Source organism: Streptococcus oralis, from assembly GCF_001983955.1.
Classification (GTDB): Bacteria; Bacillota; Bacilli; order Lactobacillales; family Streptococcaceae; genus Streptococcus; species Streptococcus jiangnanensis.
In genome coordinates this window covers 606,367-625,852 of record NZ_CP019562.1, presented here as the reverse complement: position 1 = coordinate 625,852, position 19,486 = coordinate 606,367, and the positions used below count along the sequence as shown (strand labels likewise).

Genomic DNA, 19,486 nt, shown 5'->3' with positions numbered 1-19,486 from the left:
TTTTATTTAGGCAAACGTTTTACGAAAACGTTTGCATTTGGTTATGTATTAATTATACCACTTTTATTTTTTTTGTAAAGGCTTTTATAAAAAAATTGTCTATTTTTTTTAATTTTTAAAAAGGAAAAAGAGAAGTTTACAAAAACTTCTCTTTTAAATATGTATTATTTTTCTGATTTGTACTGCAATTTGCATTTAAATCCAACTAGATCTTCAAGAATCGACGCATCGAAATCCCTGAACCAATTGAACCAATGAAAATTCCGATTATAAATAATAGGACTGTCATCAGAGGGATAAACACATCTGGCGTAATCATTGACAAGTTTTGACCTACCAAGGATTTATTGACCGATTGATAAACCATATTGTAAACAAAGAATACAAGGACTGAAGGAATCGCTGCACCAAGCAAGCCAATAAAAGCACCTTCTAGCAAGAATGGACCACGGATATAGCCATTTTTCGCTCCTACCAGACGCATGATCTGAATCTCACGACTACGTGAAATAATGGTGATACGGATGGTATTGGAAATGAGGAAGACTGCGATAAAAATCAAGAGCCCTGCAATAACCAATCCCCAAACACGGATAAAGGAAGCTAGTTCGAAAAGTCGTTGAGTGTTGGCTCCACCATCTTGAACCTCTGATACTCCCTCAATTTTCTTAGCTTCTTCAGCTACCGTTTTAACATCACTCGGAGAATTTGTATCGACGATATAAGCATCATAGAGAGGGTTTGCATCTCCTTCAAAGACCTTCCAATCGTCACCCATTGTTTCCGTTAGTTTTTCGTACTGTTCTTCTTTACTTGAGAAGGTGACACTTTTTACAGCTGGCATAGCTTTCAAAGCATCATAGACCTTGTGGTAGTCATTGTTGGTAACTGTCTGACCTTCTTTTTCAATCGTTTCACTGTTATCAGCTACATCCTTACGAATGTAAACCATGACCCGAACGTTGTTTTCAATGTCGGTAGCCAGTTTTGCTGTATTAAAAATTACAGATGCAAACAGGGCAACAAGTGTCAAGGTAATCATAACCGAACTCACTGCTGCTACTGTCATCCAGCCATTTCGTTTTAAACTTTTTAATGATTCAAATAAATGGCGAAAAAATCTACTAATCATCGTATCCATATTCTCCTTTAGCTTCGTCACGAACGACACGACCATTTTCAATGGCAATGACACGGTGGCGCAAGGTATTTACAATCTGGCTATTGTGGGTTGCCATCAAGACAGTAGTACCTTGGAGATTGATGCGTTCCAACAGATTCATAATTTCCCATGAATTATCTGGGTCCAAGTTTCCTGTTGGTTCATCGGCAATCAATACTTTAGGATTGTTGACAATCGCACGAGCAATCGCAATCCGTTGCTGCTCTCCACCTGAGAGTTCATTAGGGAAAGAGCGAACCTTATGTTTCAAACCAACCAGGTCCAATACTTCCATAACACGTTTTTTGATGTTGCGACGGCTCTCACCGATTACTTCCATTGCATAGGCAATATTCTCATAAACAGTCTTCTTAGGCAAGAGTTTGTAATCCTGAAAGACTACCCCGACACTACGACGTAGCAGTGGGACATCTTTCTTCTTAATTTTAACTAAATTAAAGCCTGCAACTGTTAGGCTTCCTTTTTCGATCTTTACTTCTCGGTATAAAGCTCGAATAAAGGTTGACTTACCTGCTCCAGAAGGTCCTACGATATAGGCAAACTCTCCTGGTTCAATGGTAACAGACACTCCACGCAGGGCAGTCGTTCCATTGTCATACTTTTTGACAACATCTCTCATTTCAATGATTGACATATGAGTTCCTTTCTATCTTAGCTGATTCGCCACTTGAGGTAGGCATCGATAAAACCATCAAGGTCTCCATCCATCACCTTATCTACCTGAGCAACTTCAAAGCTTGTACGGTGATCTTTTACCATAGTATAAGGCGTGAAAACATATGAACGGATTTGGCTTCCCCATGTGATTTCTTTTTTCTCACCTTTAAGGGAATCAACTTCCGCAGCTTTCTTTTCTTGCTCCATTTGATAGATCTTAGCCTGCAACATCTTCATGGCACGATCTCTATTTCCATACTGGGTACGATCGACCGTTGATTGGACGACAGTTCCCGTAGGAATGTGTGTCAAACGCACACCTGTTGAAACCTTATTGACGTTTTGTCCACCAGCACCACCTGAACGGAAGGTATCCATTTTGATATCATCTTCACGAATCTCCACTTCGATGGTATCATCCAACTCAGGCATAACCTCTACGGATGTAAAGGAAGTATGGCGGCGTTTGGCAGAGTCAAATGGCGAAATACGGACTAAACGGTGAACACCCATTTCTGATTTAAGTAGGCCGTATGCATTGGGTCCTTCAAAAGACAAGGTCACAGACTTGATACCTGCTTCATCACCAGCCTGGTAATCCAAGACTTCTACTTTAAAGCCTTTGGCATTTCCATAACGAGTATACATACGAAGCAGCATATCGCCCCAGTCCTGTGCCTCAGTACCACCAGATCCTGGATGGATTTCCAAGATTGCATTATTATGGTCATAAGGTTCTGACAAGAGAAGGGTCATCTCGTAGCTGGTCATCATCTTATCCAGTTCTGTCAACTGTTCGACCAGTTCATCATGGACTGACTCATCTTCTGCTAAAAAGTCCAATAAAATCTCAACTTCATCCTGCAACTCTTCCATTTTACGGAAGGTGTTGTAGGTGTTTTTTAATTCATTTAATTCTTGCGACGTTTTTTGGGCCGCGATATTATCGTTCCAAAAATCAGGTTCTGTCATCTTGTTTTCCAAGATGGCAATCTCTTCCTCTAAGCCTTCGAGGTCAAAGAGACCCCCTAAAAGAAGCTAATTTTTCACGATTTGCGTCAATTTTTTGACGAATTTCTGAAATGTCCATAGATACTCCTTTTCATATCGTTTTATTATACCATAATCTCTCATTTCTTTCCATATTTTGCTTTTCACCGCTTTTGATGACAGAAGAAAAGAGGCTCTAAAGCCTCTTGTTTAAAGGACTTTGGCAGAGGTATGAGTGATCTCCTCCACTTGAATTCCTTCTTTTTCAAACTTATCCTTTAATGCAGTCAAATCGATTTTTCCATCAATTTGAACTTCGATGACGACCTTGCCATCCTTACGTGGAATGTTTACAGTATGGGAAATATTTAAATCCTCTTCTACAATTAAAGCTACAATTTTCCCCAGTACTCCGACTTCATTTTCTGTAATGAAACGAACACGAATCCCCTCTTCTCCGTATCCGGCGATTTCCAAGAAAGCCTGAAAAACATCGCGGTCTGTAATAACGCCGTAGACTTGATGATTGTCTACGACTGGTAATATCCCAATTTTATTTTTCAGCATCAGGTAGGTCGCATCTTCTAGACTAGCATAGCCAGAAACCGTCACGACATCTCGAATCATTACATCTTTTACTTTGGTTTTATTCAGAAGATAATTCATCTCATAGATAGAGAGACTGGTTGCTTTAGATGGGCTGGCTTCCGCAATGGTTCCTTCTGTTACCAATCCGACTAATTGATCATTTTCGATAACAGGTAAACGGTGCAAACCTTGCTCGCGCATCAAATCTGCTGCGTGTGCTACAGTTGTATCTGGACTGATATAAACTACCTTACGGGTCATGAAATCTTTAACTGCCATGAGACTTCTCCTTCTATATTGCTACTTTTATTATACACTTTCTTAGAAAATCTATCAAACGCTTTCATCTCTTTTTCAAGATTTTGAATAATCTGAGTCTTTTACAAAAAAGAGCTCTAATCTAGAGCTCTATATGTGCAAGTTAGCAAACATTATTTATATTTCTTTCAGTTGTTAAGGATACTAGCAACTAGTATTGAAAACCTATTATCATCTCCATCCACAACCTAAACTAGTCTACCAGACTAAAGGAGAATAGCTGCACAATTCTTATCCTCCGACTAAAAAGGCCCCCCAGACTATAGAGGGATTGCGTGCGCAATCTCCATCCACAACCTAAACTAGTCTCCCAGACTAGAGGAGAATTGCTTATGCAATCCTTATCCTCCGACTAAAAAGGTCCCCCGGACTATAGAGAGATTGCTTGCGCAATCCTTATCTACCGACTAAAAAGGTCCCCGGGACCTTTTTAGCCACCTAGATATGCTTTTCTGACTTCATCTGATGCTGCGAGTTCTTTTCCTGTTCCTGATAGGACGATCTTGCCTGTTTCAAGTACATAACCTCGGTCAGAGATAGCAAGGGCCTTGTTAGCGTTCTGTTCAATTAGGAGAACCGTTGTTCCTTGCTTCTGAATATCTTGAATGATATCGAAAATTTCTTGGATAAAGATCGGGGCAAGTCCCATTGACGGCTCATCCAAGAGAAGGAGCTTAGGTGTAGACATGAGAGCGCGTCCCATAGCCAGCATCTGCTGTTCACCACCTGAAAGAGTTGCCGCATCTTGGTTTTTACGCTCTTCAAGACGTGGGAAGCGTGAGAAAACTTTTTTCAAGTTAGCTTGATTTTCTTCACGATTTTTCTTTAAAAAGGCTCCCATTTCCAAGTTTTCCATAACAGTCAAGCCTGGAAAAACATGGCGTCCCTCAGGAACTTGTGAAAGGCCACCTGCTACGATTTTTTGCGCTGGCAACTTTTGAATTTCTTTTCCCAAAAACTCAATTTTACCAGCACTTGGACGAACCAAACCTGAAAGGGTACGAAGAATGGTTGTTTTACCAGCACCATTAGCACCTATCAAGGAAACAACTTCACCTTCATTAACCTCGAAACTTACATCACGAACCGCTTGAATCATTCCGTAATGCACAGAGAGGTTTTCAACTTTTAACATAGACATCAGGCTTCACCTCCTAGATAAGCTTCGATAACGCGTTTGTTGTTCTTGATCTCATCCGGAGTCCCATGAGCAATCAACCGACCATATTCAAGAACATAGATACGCTCAGTGACTTCCATAACCAAATTCATATCATGTTCGATAAGCATGATGGTAATTTTAAATTCATCTTTGATACGACGGATCAATTCTGTCAATTCAGCTGTTTCTTGTGGATTCATACCAGCTGCAGGTTCGTCCAAAAAGAGGATTTTAGGTTCAGTTGCCAGAGCACGAACAATTTCTAATCGACGTTGTTGACCATAGGCCAGATTCTTGGCAAGAGTATTTGCGTCACTATCCAAATCAAAAATCTTCAGCAAGTCCAAAGCTTTGCTTTTTAATTCTTCCTCGTTCTTATAAAAAGCTGGTAGGCGTAGAAAGCTCGCAAGGACATGTTGTTTATGATGATTGCTAAATGCAATCAAAACATTTTCCAAAACTGTCAAGTCCTTGAACAAACGAATATTTTGGAAAGTACGACTGAGACCAAGTGAGGCAATCTTATAGGGAGTTTTCCCATTTAGGAGATGTCCATCTAGTGTCACAGTACCTTCGCTTGGTTCATAAACGCCAGTCAGGAGATTGAAAAGGGTTGTTTTACCAGCCCCGTTTGGTCCAATCAGACCAACCAACTCTCCCTCGTTCAATTCAAGAGTGACATCTCCAACAGCTGTTAGACCGCCAAAATGTTTGGTTAACTGTTTAACTTCAAGTAATGCCATTAGTTTTGTCCCTCCTTCTTCGATTTTTTAAAGAAACGTGATAGACTCAATTCCCATGTCCCAAGAAGTCCACCTGGTCTGAAAATCATGACCAATACAAGAGCCAAAGCGTAGATGATCATACGTACGCTTGCTACATCCTGAAGGAGCATATTTAAAATTCCTAAAACAATCGCTGAAACGATGGTACCAGTAATCGATCCAAGTCCACCAAATACAACGATAATCAACACATTGATGGAATTAATAAAGGTGTAATCTTTTGGAACAACAGATCCGATAAAACCGGCCTGAAGTGAACCAGCAATACTAGCTGTAATAGCTCCAAAGACAAAAGCGATAATCTTGATCTTTGTAGTGTTTACCCCAACGGATTCTGCAGCAATCTCATCCTCACGAACAGATAGAGTAGAGCGTCCAATTGGACTACGTAGGAAGTTGAGAGTTGCAATAGTTGTGATCACCACAAATAGATAAACCATTTGCCAGTTGGTAAAGTTTGGGATACCCAAGATACCAGCAGCACCATTGGTCAAACTTCCACCATTAATGATAAAGATACGAATGATTTCTGAAACACCTAGTGTCGCAACAGCCAGGTAGTCACCCTTTAAACGAAGCGTTGGAATCCCAACGAGCAAAGCGACTGCACCAGAAATCAAGGCACCCAAGACCATTGCTCCAAAGAAGGCACCATAGGTTGGTGATTTTGAACCAATAATCGCTGCTGCATAAGCCCCAATTGCCATAAAACCTGCATGACCGAGTGAGAATTGACCTGAAAAACCAACGATTAAGTTCAAGCCTACTGCAAGGATGATATTAATCCCAATTTGTTCTAAAATTTGGACATGGAATAGATTGAGAACACCAGCAGAAACCAGTATACTAATCAATCCATAACCCGCTAACAGAAGGAATAACCAGAAAATATTTACTTTAAGATTTGTCTTCATTGTTTACACCTTCTCTTTCACATTCTTACCAAGGATACCTGCAGGTCGAACAATCAGAATCAAAAGCAAGATTCCATATACGATAGCATCACGGAAATCAGACATACCGAAGGCAGTAGCAAATGTTTCCAACAAGCCAATCACAAATCCCCCTAGAGCTGCACCAGGAATAATCCCGATACCACCCAGTACGGCCGCAACGAATGATTTTAGACCTGGAGTCACGCCCATCAAAGGTTCAAGAGAATTGTAGTAAAGGGCAATGAGGACTCCTGCTGCACCAGCAAGAGCTGAACCCAAAGCAAAGGTAAAGCTGATTGTACGATTTACATTAATTCCCATCAATTGAGCTGCGTCACTATCAACTGATACCGCACGCATGGCTTTCCCCATTTTTGTTTTTTGGACGATCAATTGCAATAAAACCATCAAGAGTACAGAAACTGCTAAAATCATCAATTGAACATTTGTCAAGCTAATTGGTCCCAAGTCAAAGCGGACTGTTTCAATTGCTTGAGGGAAGGCACGAGTATTGGCGCCTACTAGATAAACCATTCCGTATTCCAGTAGGAAAGACACTCCGATGGCAGTAATCAATACAGCAATTCGTGTAGAGTGTCGTAAAGGACGGTAGGCAAGAAACTCAATCACAACACCAAGTAGTGCGGTTCCTGCCATTGAAATAATTAAAGCTAAAAAGAAATCCATTTGGAAAGAATTAATCAAAAAGTAACCAATAAAGGCACCCATCATGTAAATATCACCGTGGGCGAAGTTGATGAGTTTGATAATTCCATAAACCATGGTATAACCCAGAGCCAAAAGTGCATAAACACTACCCAGAATTAGACCATTCACAAGTTGTTGGAGCATAGCGTTCACTCTTTTCTATCCTTATTTTTTAGAAAATTTCATTATTTTCACAAGTTCATAAACACCGAAACAGGGAGTGAGTCAAAGGCTCATTCCCCATTTCAATTACTATTCTAATGTTATGGTTTTACAACTTCTGCTTCTTCAACTTTACCATTGTTCATGGTCATCATGTAAGCAGTTTTCACTGTATTGTGGTCAGCATCAAAGCTTGTTTGACCAGTTACACCATCAAAATCTTTGGTTTTAGCAAGGTTGTCCTTGATCTCACCTGAGTTTTTAGCACCTTTTGCAGCATTTGCTACTAGGTAAACTGAGTCATAGGCCAAAGCTGAGAATGTTGAAGGTTCTTCGTTGTATTTAGCACGATATGCTTCAAGGAAAGCTTTAGCTTTTGCAGAAACATCAACAGTAGTTGAGAATCCTGAGATGAAGTAAATGTTTGATGCTCTTTCAGCAGTTGCTTGTTGAACAAATTCTTCACCGTTAAATCCATCACCACCAATGATTGGTTTATCAATTCCCATACCACGAGCTTGGTTTACAATTTTACCTGCTTCTGTGTAGTAACCTGGAACAACGATAGCGTCAAACTCTTTGTCTTTCATTTTAGTAAGGGCTGCTTGGAAGTCAGTATCACCTGCTACAAACGTTTCATCTGCTACAATTTCACCCTTGTAGGCTTCGCGGAAAGATTTAGCAATACCTTTAGCATAGTCACTAGCATTGTCAGTATAAAGAACAACCTTCTTAGCATTCAATTTATTTGTTACATAGTTAGAAATAATCTTCCCTTGGAAGCTATCTTGGAATGTTCCGATAAATAGGTAATCTTGACCTTTAGTCAAACCGTCTTGAGTAGCACTTGGTGAAATCAATGGCACCCCAGCTTTAGTAGCGTTAGCTACAGCTGCAGCAGTTGCACCAGATGTCGCAGGTCCTACAATAGCTGCTACTTTTGATTGGGTAACAAGGTTTGTTGTAACAGAAGCTGCTTCAGCAGTTTCTGACTTGTTGTCTTTGTCTACAACTTCGATTTGTTTTCCATCAATTCCACCTGCAGCGTTGATTTCGTCTACAGCAAGTTGGGCACCTTTTTGTTCAGCTGTACCATAAGCTGCCACAGCACCTGTCTCTTCAAAGTTAAAACCGATTTTAATTGTTTTCTCGTCTACTGGATTTCCAGTTGTGTTTGACGCTCCTGACTTGACCTCTCCACAGGCAGCAAGAAGAGCCACACTAGCAAGAGCCACAAAAGATAGGGCAAATTTTTTCTTCATTTTTAATCTCCTTATAGTTGTTTCAAAAAATAGTATGTTAAGAATATACCGAATTATCAGAAAATTGTCAATACATTTATTTAATTTTTTAAATGATAACGTTTTCTTCGTTACGATAGAGATTGCCAACGAAAGGAGTTTCTAGCTCTTGAATATGGCAACGTCTAATTTTCTTGATATATCTTTCCTTACCTAATCTCTCAACTAAGTCATCTAACTCCTCAGTTGGAACATAGAGCTGCAAGTAACGATGTTTTTTGGAATGGTAACAGATATCACCGTATTCCTGAAGTTTTTTTGCATCTCGATTATAGTAGAGATAGATGATTAATCCTGATCGATTTGTTTTTTCAAACATGAGGGATCCTCTTTCTAAGAAATCTTCTCCTATTATATCAAAAAAAGCGAACTCCGTCGAGTTTGCTTTCTAGGTTGCTTAGCTTAAAGAATTATTAGCCATGATTTCATCAATAAAGCCATATTCAAGTGTTTCTTGGGCACTCATCCAGTAATCACGTTCAGCGTCAGCATGAATTTGCTCGACTGATTTACCAGAGTTATCTGCAAGGATTTGCTCCAAAGTCTTACGAGTTTTAAGCAAGTGCTCTGCAGCGATTGCCATATCTGTCTGTTGGGTACCACCACCTGTACCACCCATTGGTTGGTGAATCATGTACTCTGCATTTGGAAGCATGAAACGTTTGCCTTTTGCTCCACTTGATGCGATGACTGTCCCCATGGATGCAGCCATCCCCATAACGATTGTTTGGACATCTGCCTTGATAAAGTTCATGGTATCAACGATTGCCAAACCAGCTGACACAGAGCCTCCAGGTGTGTTGACATAAAGGTAAATATCTTTTGTGCTGTCTTGGGCATCCAAGAAAAGTAATTGGGCGATAACAGAGTTGGCCATGTTGTCTTCAACTGGACCTGTTAGCATGATGATGCGGTCTTTCAGAAGACGAGAGTAAATGTCATAGGAACGTTCTCCACGGCTTGTTTGTTCAATAACTACAGGAATCATTCATTTCTCCTTTTATGTTGAATTTTCTTAGTCTTACGACTCAATACAGAACTATTATATCTTTTTGGTCAAAAAAGGTCAAATTTTTGTTCTATTCTCTAAACAGAAACAAAAACTCAACCTCCTTTCAAGTTAAAAACGAACTTCTAGTTTCACTATTTACTTTGGGATTTTATTTAGTACCGAACAAGCGGTCTCCAGCATCTCCAAGACCTGGAACGATATAACCGTGTTCGTTCAAGCGTTCATCCAAAGCTGCTGTAAAGATCTCTACATCTGGGTGTGCTTCTTGAAGAGCTTTCACTCCTTCTGGAGCAGATACTAGGCAGACAAACTTGATATTTGAAGCGCCACGTTTTTTAAGTGAATCTACTGCCAAGATTGCTGAGCCACCTGTTGCCAACATTGGATCAACGACAAAGATTTGACGTTGGTCAATATCCTCAGGCAATTTCACCAAGTATTCAACTGGTTGAAGGGTTTCTTCATCACGGTACATACCGATATGACCAACTTTGGCTGCTGGAACCAAGCTCAAGAGGCCATCTACCATCCCGATACCTGCACGCAAGATTGGGACAATCGCCAATTTTTTCCCAGCCAATTGTTTTTGAACGGTCTTTGTGATAGGTGTTTCGATTTCCACATCTTCAAGTGGAAGATCACGAAGTACTTCATATCCCATCAACATTGCAATCTCATCAACTAGTTCACGAAAAGCTTTTGTAGAAGTATCTGTACGTCGCAAGATTGACAATTTGTGTTGAATGAGTGGATGATTAATGACTTCAATTTTTCCCATTTTCTGAGTTCCTTCTTTCAATTTATTCTTCTTATTATATCAAAAAACGGTTTAAAAAGCTTTCTAAACCATTTATTTTTATTAATTTTTAAATCAAATCTGCCTCTTGAAGAGCTGTCTGAACAGTCTCTAATGGTAAATGGGTCAACTCGGTGCCTTTTTCATGATAAAGGTACTGGGCATAGTCATCCATTCGGTACTGGTTGATATAAACCACGCGCTTACAACCAACTTGTAGCAGTTGTTTGGTGCAGTTCAGACACGGAAAATGGGTCACATAGGCTGTAAATCCTCTTGGAACCCCTCGTTCGGCTCCTTGCAAGATGGCATTAACCTCGGCGTGAAGGGTTCGAACACAGTGACCTTCAATGACCAGACATTCGTGGTCAATACAGTGCTCCGTTCCTGATACGGAACCATTATAGCCAGTTGAAATGACTTTATTGTCCTTGACGAGGACCGCTCCCACCTTGGCACGTTTGCATGTCGAACGATTGGCAATCAGTAAAGCCTGGGCTGCAAAGTACTCATCCCAAGCCAGTCTTTTTTCTGTCATAATTCTTCTCCTTATCCCCTATTTTTTGAAAAATGGCAAGCGTAAATCTGCAATCTTTTCAGCTGGAACCTTCATGCCATCCTTGATCCATTTGAGCAGAACTGATACGATGGCAGAACTCCAAAAGGAATGAAGGTAGCTGCTAACGCCTTTTGACTTTCCATGGTATTTTTCTAGAAATTCCTGCATGGCTTGGACAAAAATCTTTTCCAAATGATAGTCCAGAGCAAGTTGGATAACCTTGGCTTCTTTCTTGGCTGCGCGGAAAAGGTGTACCCAGACTAGATAAAGGTCTGTTTTGACATCGTAGTGGCTCAACTGTTCCATAATGTTATGGACACTGCGTTTAAAAACACTTTCCAAAATCTCTTCTTTGGAGTCATAGTTACGATAGAAGGCAGCACGAGAGACACCAGCCCGTTTGACCAGCTCCGAAATGCTAATCTTGGCCAAATCTTTTTTCTCTAGAAGTTGCAAAAGAGCCGTCTCGATTGCTTCTCTGGTTAAAAAATTGGATTCTTGATTTGATTTTCTGAGATTTTCAAGAGATTTTTCAGATATTTTACGTTCAGACATAACAATTTCTTTCTACTTGTGACAACAGAGAGGTGGTACTTTTGTTTCAAGGGCTTTCATGATATAATTGTAAAAAAAGACAGAACCTTTGTCAATGTATAAGTGACAAAGATGGAGAATTTCTATGACTTGGAAGATTGTAGCTGACTCTGGTTGTGATTATCGTCAACTGCCTACTCTTGCTATCGATACTGAATTTGTGAGTGTTCCTTTAACCATTCAAGTAGCTGATCAGGTCTTTATCGATGATGCCAATCTCGACATTGACCACATGATGGAAACCATGTATGCGACTTCTGAGGCTTCAAAATCAGCTTGTCCTAGCCCTGATGATTACTTGCGTGCATTTGAAGGTGCTAAGCATATCTTTGTCGTTACCATTACTGGTACTCTTTCAGGTAGCCATAATAGTGCACAGCTCGCTAAGAATATCTATCTGGAAGAACACCCTGACACTCAGATTCATGTGATCGATACATTGTCTGCAGGTGGTGAAGTTGACTTGATTGTCGAAAAAATCAATGACTTGATTGATCAAGGACTTTCTTTTGAAGAAATTGTTGAAGCTATTACAGCCTACCAAGAAAAAACGAAATTGCTCTTTGTTCTTGCTAAAGTTGATAACTTGGTCAAGAATGGCCGTTTGAGTAAGCTGATCGGTACAGTTGTTGGCCTTCTCAACATCCGTATGGTTGGGGAAGCAAGTGAAACTGGAACCTTAGAACTGCTACAAAAAGCGCGTGGACCAAAAAAATCCCTTCAAGCAGCCTATGAAGAACTCATCAAGGCTGGCTACGCTGGTGGCCGTATCGTCATGGCTCATTGCAGCAATGAAAAATTCTGTCAGCAATTGTCAGAACGCTTGCTGGAAACCTTCCCACAAGCGGATATCAAAATCATCCCTACGTCTGGTCTCTGCAGTTTCTATGCAGAAGATGGCGGTTTGTTGATGGGATATGAAATTAACTAAGATTATGAGCAACAAGAGATGCCAAGCATCTCTTGTTTTTTGTGGTACAATAGAGCTATGAAACATTTTGATACTATTGTCATCGGTGGTGGACCTGCTGGCATGATGGCTACAATTTCCAGTAGCTTTTATGATCAGAAAACTCTTCTCATCGAAAAAAATCGCAAACTTGGCAAAAAATTAGCTGGAACAGGCGGTGGTCGTTGTAATGTAACCAACAATGGAACTTTAGATGACCTAATGGCTGGCATCCCGGGAAATGGGCGTTTTCTTTACAGTGTCTTCTCCCAGTTTGATAACCATGATATCATCAACTTTTTTACGGAAAATGGTGTTAAACTCAAGGTCGAAGACCATGGACGCGTCTTTCCTGCTAGTGACAAGTCTCGGACTATTATCGAGGCCTTGGAAAAGAAAATCACTGAACTAGGTGGTCAAGTGGCTACTCAAACGGAGATTGTTTCGGTTAAGAAGGTAGATAACCAGTTTATCCTCAAGTCTGTAGACCAAAGCTTCACTTGTGATAAACTCATTGTCACAACAGGTGGTAAATCCTATCCTTCCACTGGTTCGACTGGTTTCGGTCACGAGATTGCCCGCCATTTCAAACATACCATTACTGTGCTTGAAGCTGCTGAAAGCCCATTGTTTACTGATTTTCCACACAAAGCGCTTCAGGGGATTTCACTAGACGATGTGACCTTAAGCTATGGCAAACATGTTATCACTCATGATTTGCTTTTTACCCACTTTGGTTTGTCAGGACCTGCTGCCCTACGCATGTCTAGCTTTGTCAAGGGAGGTGAAGTCCTTTCTTTGGATGTCTTACCTCAACTTTCTGAGAGCGACTTGGTAGCATTTCTAGAGGAAAATCGGGAAAAATCCTTGAAAAATGCTTTAAAAACTTTGCTTCCAGAACGCTTGGCAGAATTTCTTGTGCAAGTCTATCCTGAAAAAGTCAAACAACTGACTGAAAAGGAACGTGAACAACTTCTCCAGTCCATCAAGACCCTCAAAATCCCTGTGACTGGCAAAATGTCTCTAGCCAAGTCCTTTGTCACCAAAGGCGGTGTCAGTCTTAAGGAAATCAATCCTAAAACTCTGGAAAGTAAGCTCGTTCCTGGCCTCCACTTTGCCGGCGAAGTCATGGATATCAATGCCCACACGGGTGGCTTTAATATCACTTCTGCACTCTGTACTGGCTGGGTGGCAGGAAGCCTGCATTATGATTAAAATCAAAGGTTGTGAAAAATGAACAGAAGAGAATCAGTTGAATTTGTCAACATGTGCATGATTAAAAACGGGGACAAGGTTCTGGTCCAAGACAGAGTTAGCCCTGACTGGCCTGGCATTACTTTTCCTGGTGGTCATGTTGAACGTGGCGAATCCTTTGTCGATGCTGTCATTCGTGAAGTGAAAGAAGAAACTGGTCTGACCATTTCCAAACCCCAACTCTGTGGTATCAAAAACTGGTACGATGACAAGGATTATCGTTATGTAGTCCTTTTTTACAAGACAGAACACTTTACTGGTGAACTCCAGTCTTCAGACGAAGGAAAGGTTTGGTGGGAGGATTTTGACAATCTGTCTCATCTAAAACTTGCTACTGATGATATGTCTGATATGCTTCGTGTTTTTTTGGAAGATGATCTCAGTGAATTCTTTTACTACAAAGATGGTGACGACTGGCTTTATGACTTAAAGTAAAAAATAGGCTAGGAAATTCCTAGCCTATTTATTCTGCATTTGTCTGAACGTAAGTAGCAATGACATCTGATGTGTACTGGGCTGTACCAGGTCCAAATTTGTCAATGTTTTCCTTAAACTCTGGGTTGTAGACGTAGCCTTTACCGATATGACCGAATACCTCAATAGAGCAGTCAAATCCATAAGTACGAATAGCTTGCAAGAGTTTAGCTGCTTGCTCTTGGTTTTCGGCTGCTGTTGCAGGCAGACCAGCTTGAAGGTTTTGTGCCAAGGCTTGAAAAACTTGGTTAAAGGCGGCTGTGGCCTCTTCTTCGCGACCTTTTTGGCGTTCAAGCGCTTGGCCCATGACTTCCTGTCCATACTTCTCTACCGCTTCTTGGTGGTATTTTTGATTGTCTTGATAGCTAAATCCAGTAAATTTTTCCTCAATGGTCATTTTTCTTTCTCCTTTTTGTTCTTGAATGGTTTTTTGCAAGGTGGAAATCAAGGTATCCAGGTGTTTCCTTTCTCGAGTTAGATAATCCAACTGCCTAGTCAAATGGGGCAATAAATCTGTCCTTTCTTCCTTTAACAGCTCTGCTATTTTTTCTAAAGAAAAGCCTAGATATTTGTAGTAAAGAATGACTTGAAGGCGTTCCAAATCCTCCTGACTATAGGTTCGATAGCCGTTTTCCGACTTTAAGGGAACCAAGAGCCCTATCTTATCGTAATGGTGCAGGGTCTTGACAGAGACACCTGAAAGCTGCGCAGCTTCTTTTATATGGTACATGATTTCCTCCTTATACTCAATGAAAATCAAAGAGCAAACTAGGAAGCTAGCCGCAAGCTGTACTTGAGTACGGTAAGGCGACGCTGACGTGGTTTGAAGTTGATTTTCGAAGAGTATTACATTGATAGTATAACCCCTCCCCTTAGGTCAGAGTCAAGCGTTTTTACGAAAAATTTTTAACTTTTTGGGAAAGGTGTGAAAACTTGAAAATGGTTTTCTTGACAGACCTTAGAAAACATGATAGGATAGTCAAGTCTATCAATCAAACAGAAGGCTCATAAAGAGCCATTGAGAGAGGGCTATTTGACAACTCAAGTAGCCTTTTCTTATTTTAAAAAACGAGATCGGAGTTCAACTATGTCAGAAAAATCGCAATGGGGCTCGAAACTAGGCTTTATCCTAGCATCTGCTGGTTCAGCCATCGGACTTGGAGCCGTTTGGAAATTTCCCTACATGACTGCTGCTAATGGCGGTGGAGGCTTTTTACTAGTCTTTCTTATTTCTACCATTTTAATCGGTTTCCCGCTCCTGCTTGCTGAGTTTGCCCTTGGCCGTAGTGCTGGCGTCTCTGCTATCAAAACCTTTGGAAAACTTGGCAACAATAGCAAATACAATTCTATCGGTTGGATTGGTGCCTTTGCCCTCTTCATCCTTCTCTCCTTCTATAGTGTTATAGGGGGATGGATTTTAGTCTATCTAGGCATTGAGTTTGGGAAATTGTTCCAGCTTGGTGGAACGGGTGATTATGCTCAGTTATTTACTTCAATCATTTCAAATCCAGCCATTGCCCTTGGCGCACAAGCTGCCTTTATCTTGTTGAATATCTTTATTGTATCACGTGGAGTTCAAAAAGGGATTGAAAGAGCCTCAAAAGTTATGATGCCTCTGCTCTTTATCATTTTTGTCGTGATCATTGGGCGCTCGCTAAGCTTACCAAATGCCATGGAAGGCGTTCTTTACTTCCTCAAACCAGACTTTTCAAAACTAACCAGCGCTGGTCTCCTCTATGCTCTGGGTCAATCTTTCTTTGCCCTCTCACTAGGGGTGACAGCCATGCTGACCTATGCTTCCTACTTGAACAAGAAAACCAATCTGGTCCAGTCAGGGATTTCCATCGTAGCCATGAACATATCGGTATCCATCATGGCGGGACTAGCCATTTTCCCAGCCATGTCAGCCTTCAATATTCAGTCTGAAGGGGGACCTAGCTTGCTCTTTATCGTCTTGCCCCAACTCTTTGACAAGATGCCCTTTGGAACCATTTTTTACATCCTTTTCCTCTTGCTCTTCCTCTTTGCGACGGTCACTTCTTCTGTCGTTATGCTGGAAATCAATGTGGGCAATATCACCAATCAGGATAACAGCAAGCGGGCTAAGTGGAGTGTGATTTTGGGAATCTTGACCTTTGGCTTTGGAATTCCTTCAGCCCTATCCTACGGAGTCATGGCTGATGTTCACATTTTTGGAAAGACTTTCTTTGATGCTATGGATTTCTTGGTTTCCAATCTCCTCATGCCATTTGGGGCTCTCTGTCTGTCTCTTTTTACTGGCTATATCTTTAAAAAGGCCCTTGCCATGGAGGAACTCCATCTTGATGAAAGAGCATGGAAACAAGGACTTTTCCAAGTCTGGCTTTTCCTCCTTCGTTTCATCATTCCTATTATCATCATTGTGGTTTTTATCGCCCAATTTATGTAATTAAAAAGGACTTGAGTAGTAAACTCAGGCCCTTTCTTTTTTTATGGATGGCTTACAATCAATTCCAAACCTTGCCCTTCTAGGGTCCAAGTTTCAACATCACTTGGTAGGATAAAGTGGCTGCCTTTTTGGATTGGATAGTTTTTCCCGTCAACAGTTAGTTGGCCTTGACCAGCTAAGACACTGAACAGGCTGTAGTCAGCTGTCTTTTCAAAGTCAACTTTGCCAGTGATTTCCCACTTGTAAACTGCGAAGAACTCGCTGGATACAAGGAGAGTGGAACGTAGATCATCTGCTTTGATAGTTACAGGACGGCTATTGGCAGGCTCTCCAATGTTTAAAACATCGATAGATTTTTCAAGGTGAAGTTCACGCAAGTTGCCCTTGTCGTCCTTGCGGTCAAAGTCATAAACACGGTAGGTGGTATCGCTAGACTGCTGAGTTTCAAGAATCAAGATACCTGCTCCAATAGCGTGCATGGTTCCGCTTGGTACATAGAAGAAATCACCAGCCTTGACTGGCACTTTTGTCAACAGCGCATCCCAGTTCTTATCCTCAATTTGCTGGCGAAGTTCTTCTTTTGATTTGGCATTGTGACCATAGATAATCTCTGAACCTTCGTCTGCTGCGATGATATACCAGCACTCTGTTTTTCCGAGCTCGCCTTCATGTTCTAATCCATAGGCATCGTCTGGGTGAACTTGGACGCTGAGCCAGTCATTAGCATCGAGAATCTTGGTCAATAGTGGAAACACAGGTTCTGGACGGTTACCAAACAATTCACGATGTTCCGCATACAAAGTAGCAAGGTCTGTTCCCTCAAAACGACCATTGGCCACCTTTGAAACGCCATTTGGATGGGCTGAGATGGCCCAATATTCTCCTATTTTTTCACTTGGGATGTCGTAGCCAAACTCATCACGTAGCTTGGTTCCACCCCAAATTTTTTCTTGCATAACTGATTGTAAAAATAATGGTTCTGACATCATATTCTCCTGTCTGATTTTTCTCCCCTCATTATAGCAAAAAGCTCCATCTAATTGAACTCTTTTTCACATCTTATAAAGTAGGGAGAAGATTTTATAAAAATAGTGAACAAATGTGCTCTACTCAATGCTTGCACCATTGCTGGCAATGACATCCTTGTACCAGTAGAAGGACTTCTTCTTGCTACGTTTGAGACTTCCATGACCTTCATTATCACGATCCACATAGATAAAGCCATACCGCTTGTTCATTTCGCCTGTTCCAGCCGAAACCAGATCGATACAGCCCCAAGTCGTATACCCAAACAAGTCAACTCCATCTTGGTAAATGGCATCTCGCATAGCCTTGATATGAGCCTCTAAGTAAGCAATCCGATAGTCATCTGCTACATAACCATTCTCATCCGGTGTATCCATAGCACCTAGACCGTTTTCCACGATGAACATTGGCTTTTGGTAACGATCCCAGATAGCATTGAGGGTGATACGAAGACCAAGTGGGTCAATCTGCCATCCCCATTCTGAGGATTCTAGATAGGGATTTTTGAGGGAGGCAAAGACATTTCCAGCAGTTAATTCTTTAACTTCTGGATCACCTGAGGCCACTCGACTTGCATAGTAAGAGAAGGAAACAAAGTCAACAGTGTGATTCTTCAACAAGTCCAAATCCTCTGCCGTCATTTGAATCTCAATCCCCTCACGCTCCCAATGCTTCTTTGCGTAATTTGGGTATTCCCCACGCGCTTGAACATCAATGAAGAAGTAACTCTTGCGATCTTCCTCCATAGCAGCCCAGTAATCTCTCGGATGGGCTGTGTTAGGATAGTATTGCCCTGCTGCCAACATACATCCCACCTTGTTTTCTGGATCAATTTCGTGGGCAATTTTAGTCGCCATAGCCGAGGCTACTAACTCATGGTGGGCTGCTTGGTATTTGACTTGCTCTTGATTTTCCCCCTCTTCAAAACAAATCCCTGCTCCTAAAAAGGGGGCATGCAGAATCATATTGATTTCGTTGAAGGTGAGCCAGTACTTGACCAAGCCCTTGTAACGGGTAAAGAGGGTGCGACAGAGATTTGCGTAAAAGTTCAACATGCGACGGTTGCGCCAACCACCGTACTCCCTGATTAAGTGCATGGGGCAGTCGAAATGCGTGATGGTCACCAGTGGTTCAATTCCATACTTGTGACATTCCTTAAATAAATCCTCATAAAAAGCTAGACCAGCTTCATTTGGCTCTGCTTCGTCACCTTGAGGAAAAATCCGAGTCCAAGCAATGGAAAGTCGATAGGTTTTAAATCCCATTTCTGCAAAAAGCGCAATATCTTCCTTGTAATGATGGTACATATCAATGGCTTCCTTTGCTGGGTAAAAATAGCCCTCCTCAAACGAAAACATCTTTTTCTGACCTGTAATAATGGCCTCACGGTCTGGACCAATCGGTACCACATCAACATTAGCAAGACCACGACCGTCCTGATTATAAGTACCCTCACATTGATTAGCCGCCGTTGCACCACCCCAGAGAAATCCTTCTGGAAATTGTAGTATTTCTGTCATCACTTTACCTCGATTGATTTATTACTTCTATTATACTAAAAAGGAGGCAAAAAGTTTTGAACTCTCTGGATAATGATAGCACTAA

The 19,486-nt window shown here is 41.2% G+C and carries 21 protein-coding genes; 4 read left to right on the top strand and 17 right to left on the bottom strand.

Features of this window, described 5'->3' with window-relative positions; translation table 11 throughout:
- Positions 1-205: 205 nt before the first annotated feature.
- From ftsX to BWR56_RS02925, 14 genes are all read right to left on the bottom strand, one after another.
- On the bottom strand, positions 206-1,132 hold the full coding sequence (gene ftsX / locus BWR56_RS02995) for a permease-like cell division protein FtsX (protein WP_000625556.1): 927 nt from the start codon (positions 1,130-1,132) through the stop codon (positions 206-208).
- The gene (gene ftsE, locus BWR56_RS02990; RefSeq protein ID WP_000022275.1) at positions 1,125-1,817 is read right to left on the bottom strand and encodes a cell division ATP-binding protein FtsE; all 693 of its coding nucleotides are present in this window, start codon (positions 1,815-1,817) and stop codon (positions 1,125-1,127) included. The genes ftsX and ftsE overlap by 8 nt, the downstream gene beginning before the upstream one ends.
- A 17-nt stretch (positions 1,818-1,834) precedes the next feature.
- Positions 1,835-2,930, bottom strand: a protein-coding gene (gene prfB, locus BWR56_RS02985; protein WP_155760976.1) for a peptide chain release factor 2 whose coding sequence is annotated in 2 segments (ribosomal slippage) — positions 1,835-2,857 and positions 2,859-2,930 — 1,095 coding nt in all. Because the reading frame shifts where the segments join, the coding sequence is not laid out codon by codon here.
- 110 nt (positions 2,931-3,040) lie between these two features.
- On the bottom strand, positions 3,041-3,697 hold the full coding sequence (locus BWR56_RS02975; protein WP_000268643.1) for a CBS domain-containing protein: 657 nt from the start codon (positions 3,695-3,697) through the stop codon (positions 3,041-3,043).
- A gap of 469 nt (positions 3,698-4,166) precedes the next feature.
- Positions 4,167-4,877 (bottom strand): ABC transporter ATP-binding protein, encoded by a 711-nt coding sequence (locus tag BWR56_RS02970; RefSeq protein WP_000062204.1) that lies wholly within the window; start codon positions 4,875-4,877, stop codon positions 4,167-4,169.
- On the bottom strand, positions 4,877-5,641 hold the full coding sequence (locus BWR56_RS02965; RefSeq protein ID WP_001186018.1) for an ABC transporter ATP-binding protein: 765 nt from the start codon (positions 5,639-5,641) through the stop codon (positions 4,877-4,879). Before BWR56_RS02965 ends, BWR56_RS02970 begins: the two co-directional genes overlap by 1 nt.
- On the bottom strand, positions 5,641-6,597 hold the full coding sequence (locus tag BWR56_RS02960) for a branched-chain amino acid ABC transporter permease (RefSeq protein ID WP_076984443.1): 957 nt from the start codon (positions 6,595-6,597) through the stop codon (positions 5,641-5,643). The genes BWR56_RS02965 and BWR56_RS02960 overlap by 1 nt, the downstream gene beginning before the upstream one ends.
- A gap of 3 nt (positions 6,598-6,600) precedes the next feature.
- Entirely contained in the window at positions 6,601-7,470 is an 870-nt protein-coding gene (locus tag BWR56_RS02955) for a branched-chain amino acid ABC transporter permease (RefSeq protein WP_000941413.1), read from the bottom strand.
- Between the two features lie 119 nt (positions 7,471-7,589).
- Positions 7,590-8,750: an ABC transporter substrate-binding protein gene (locus BWR56_RS02950; protein ID WP_000726128.1), complete on the bottom strand. Its 1,161-nt coding sequence runs from the start codon at positions 8,748-8,750 to the stop codon at positions 7,590-7,592.
- An 88-nt stretch (positions 8,751-8,838) separates the two neighbouring features.
- Positions 8,839-9,108, bottom strand: coding sequence for a YlbG family protein (locus tag BWR56_RS02945; protein WP_000462108.1), 270 nt, complete (start codon positions 9,106-9,108; stop codon positions 8,839-8,841).
- Between the two features lie 78 nt (positions 9,109-9,186).
- Positions 9,187-9,777, bottom strand: coding sequence for an ATP-dependent Clp protease proteolytic subunit ClpP (gene clpP / locus BWR56_RS02940; RefSeq protein WP_000613467.1), 591 nt, complete (start codon positions 9,775-9,777; stop codon positions 9,187-9,189).
- A gap of 172 nt (positions 9,778-9,949) precedes the next feature.
- On the bottom strand, positions 9,950-10,579 hold the full coding sequence (gene upp / locus BWR56_RS02935; RefSeq protein ID WP_000515974.1) for a uracil phosphoribosyltransferase: 630 nt from the start codon (positions 10,577-10,579) through the stop codon (positions 9,950-9,952).
- A gap of 88 nt (positions 10,580-10,667) precedes the next feature.
- On the bottom strand, positions 10,668-11,135 hold the full coding sequence (locus BWR56_RS02930) for a deoxycytidylate deaminase (protein WP_000136990.1): 468 nt from the start codon (positions 11,133-11,135) through the stop codon (positions 10,668-10,670).
- Between the two features lie 18 nt (positions 11,136-11,153).
- The gene (locus tag BWR56_RS02925) at positions 11,154-11,711 is read right to left on the bottom strand and encodes a TetR/AcrR family transcriptional regulator (protein ID WP_000003897.1); all 558 of its coding nucleotides are present in this window, start codon (positions 11,709-11,711) and stop codon (positions 11,154-11,156) included.
- A gap of 124 nt (positions 11,712-11,835) precedes the next feature.
- Between BWR56_RS02925 and BWR56_RS02920 the strand changes: the two genes are divergently transcribed.
- Genes BWR56_RS02920 through BWR56_RS02910 form a run of 3 tightly spaced genes read left to right on the top strand, consistent with a single transcriptional unit; the run spans position 11,836 to position 14,388 of the window.
- Positions 11,836-12,681 carry a DegV family protein gene (locus BWR56_RS02920; protein WP_076984442.1) on the top strand — a complete coding sequence of 282 codons (846 nt, stop codon included), beginning with the start codon at positions 11,836-11,838 and terminating at the stop codon, positions 12,679-12,681.
- A gap of 57 nt (positions 12,682-12,738) precedes the next feature.
- Positions 12,739-13,914: an aminoacetone oxidase gene (gene aao / locus BWR56_RS02915; RefSeq protein WP_076984441.1), complete on the top strand. Its 1,176-nt coding sequence runs from the start codon at positions 12,739-12,741 to the stop codon at positions 13,912-13,914.
- Positions 13,915-13,932: 18 nt separating this feature from the next.
- Complete coding sequence (locus BWR56_RS02910) at positions 13,933-14,388, top strand: 8-oxo-dGTP diphosphatase (RefSeq protein WP_076984440.1); 456 nt, start codon at positions 13,933-13,935, stop codon at positions 14,386-14,388.
- 28 nt (positions 14,389-14,416) lie between these two features.
- On the opposite strand, the gene BWR56_RS02905 is transcribed toward BWR56_RS02910, so the two are convergent.
- Positions 14,417-15,157, bottom strand: coding sequence for a MerR family transcriptional regulator (locus BWR56_RS02905; RefSeq protein WP_061421216.1), 741 nt, complete (start codon positions 15,155-15,157; stop codon positions 14,417-14,419).
- Between the two features lie 357 nt (positions 15,158-15,514).
- Here BWR56_RS02905 and BWR56_RS02900 point away from each other — a divergent pair, with 357 nt between their 5' ends.
- A complete protein-coding gene (locus tag BWR56_RS02900; RefSeq protein ID WP_076984439.1) occupies positions 15,515-16,855 on the top strand; it encodes a sodium-dependent transporter in 1,341 nt (446 codons plus the stop codon).
- A 41-nt stretch (positions 16,856-16,896) separates the two neighbouring features.
- On the opposite strand, the gene manA is transcribed toward BWR56_RS02900, so the two are convergent.
- Both manA and BWR56_RS02890 read right to left on the bottom strand, forming a co-directional pair.
- Positions 16,897-17,841: a mannose-6-phosphate isomerase, class I gene (manA, locus tag BWR56_RS02895; RefSeq protein WP_076984438.1), complete on the bottom strand. Its 945-nt coding sequence runs from the start codon at positions 17,839-17,841 to the stop codon at positions 16,897-16,899.
- Positions 17,842-17,961: 120 nt separating this feature from the next.
- Positions 17,962-19,401 (bottom strand): 6-phospho-beta-glucosidase, encoded by a 1,440-nt coding sequence (locus BWR56_RS02890; RefSeq protein ID WP_076984437.1) that lies wholly within the window; start codon positions 19,399-19,401, stop codon positions 17,962-17,964.
- Positions 19,402-19,486: the final 85 nt, after the last annotated feature.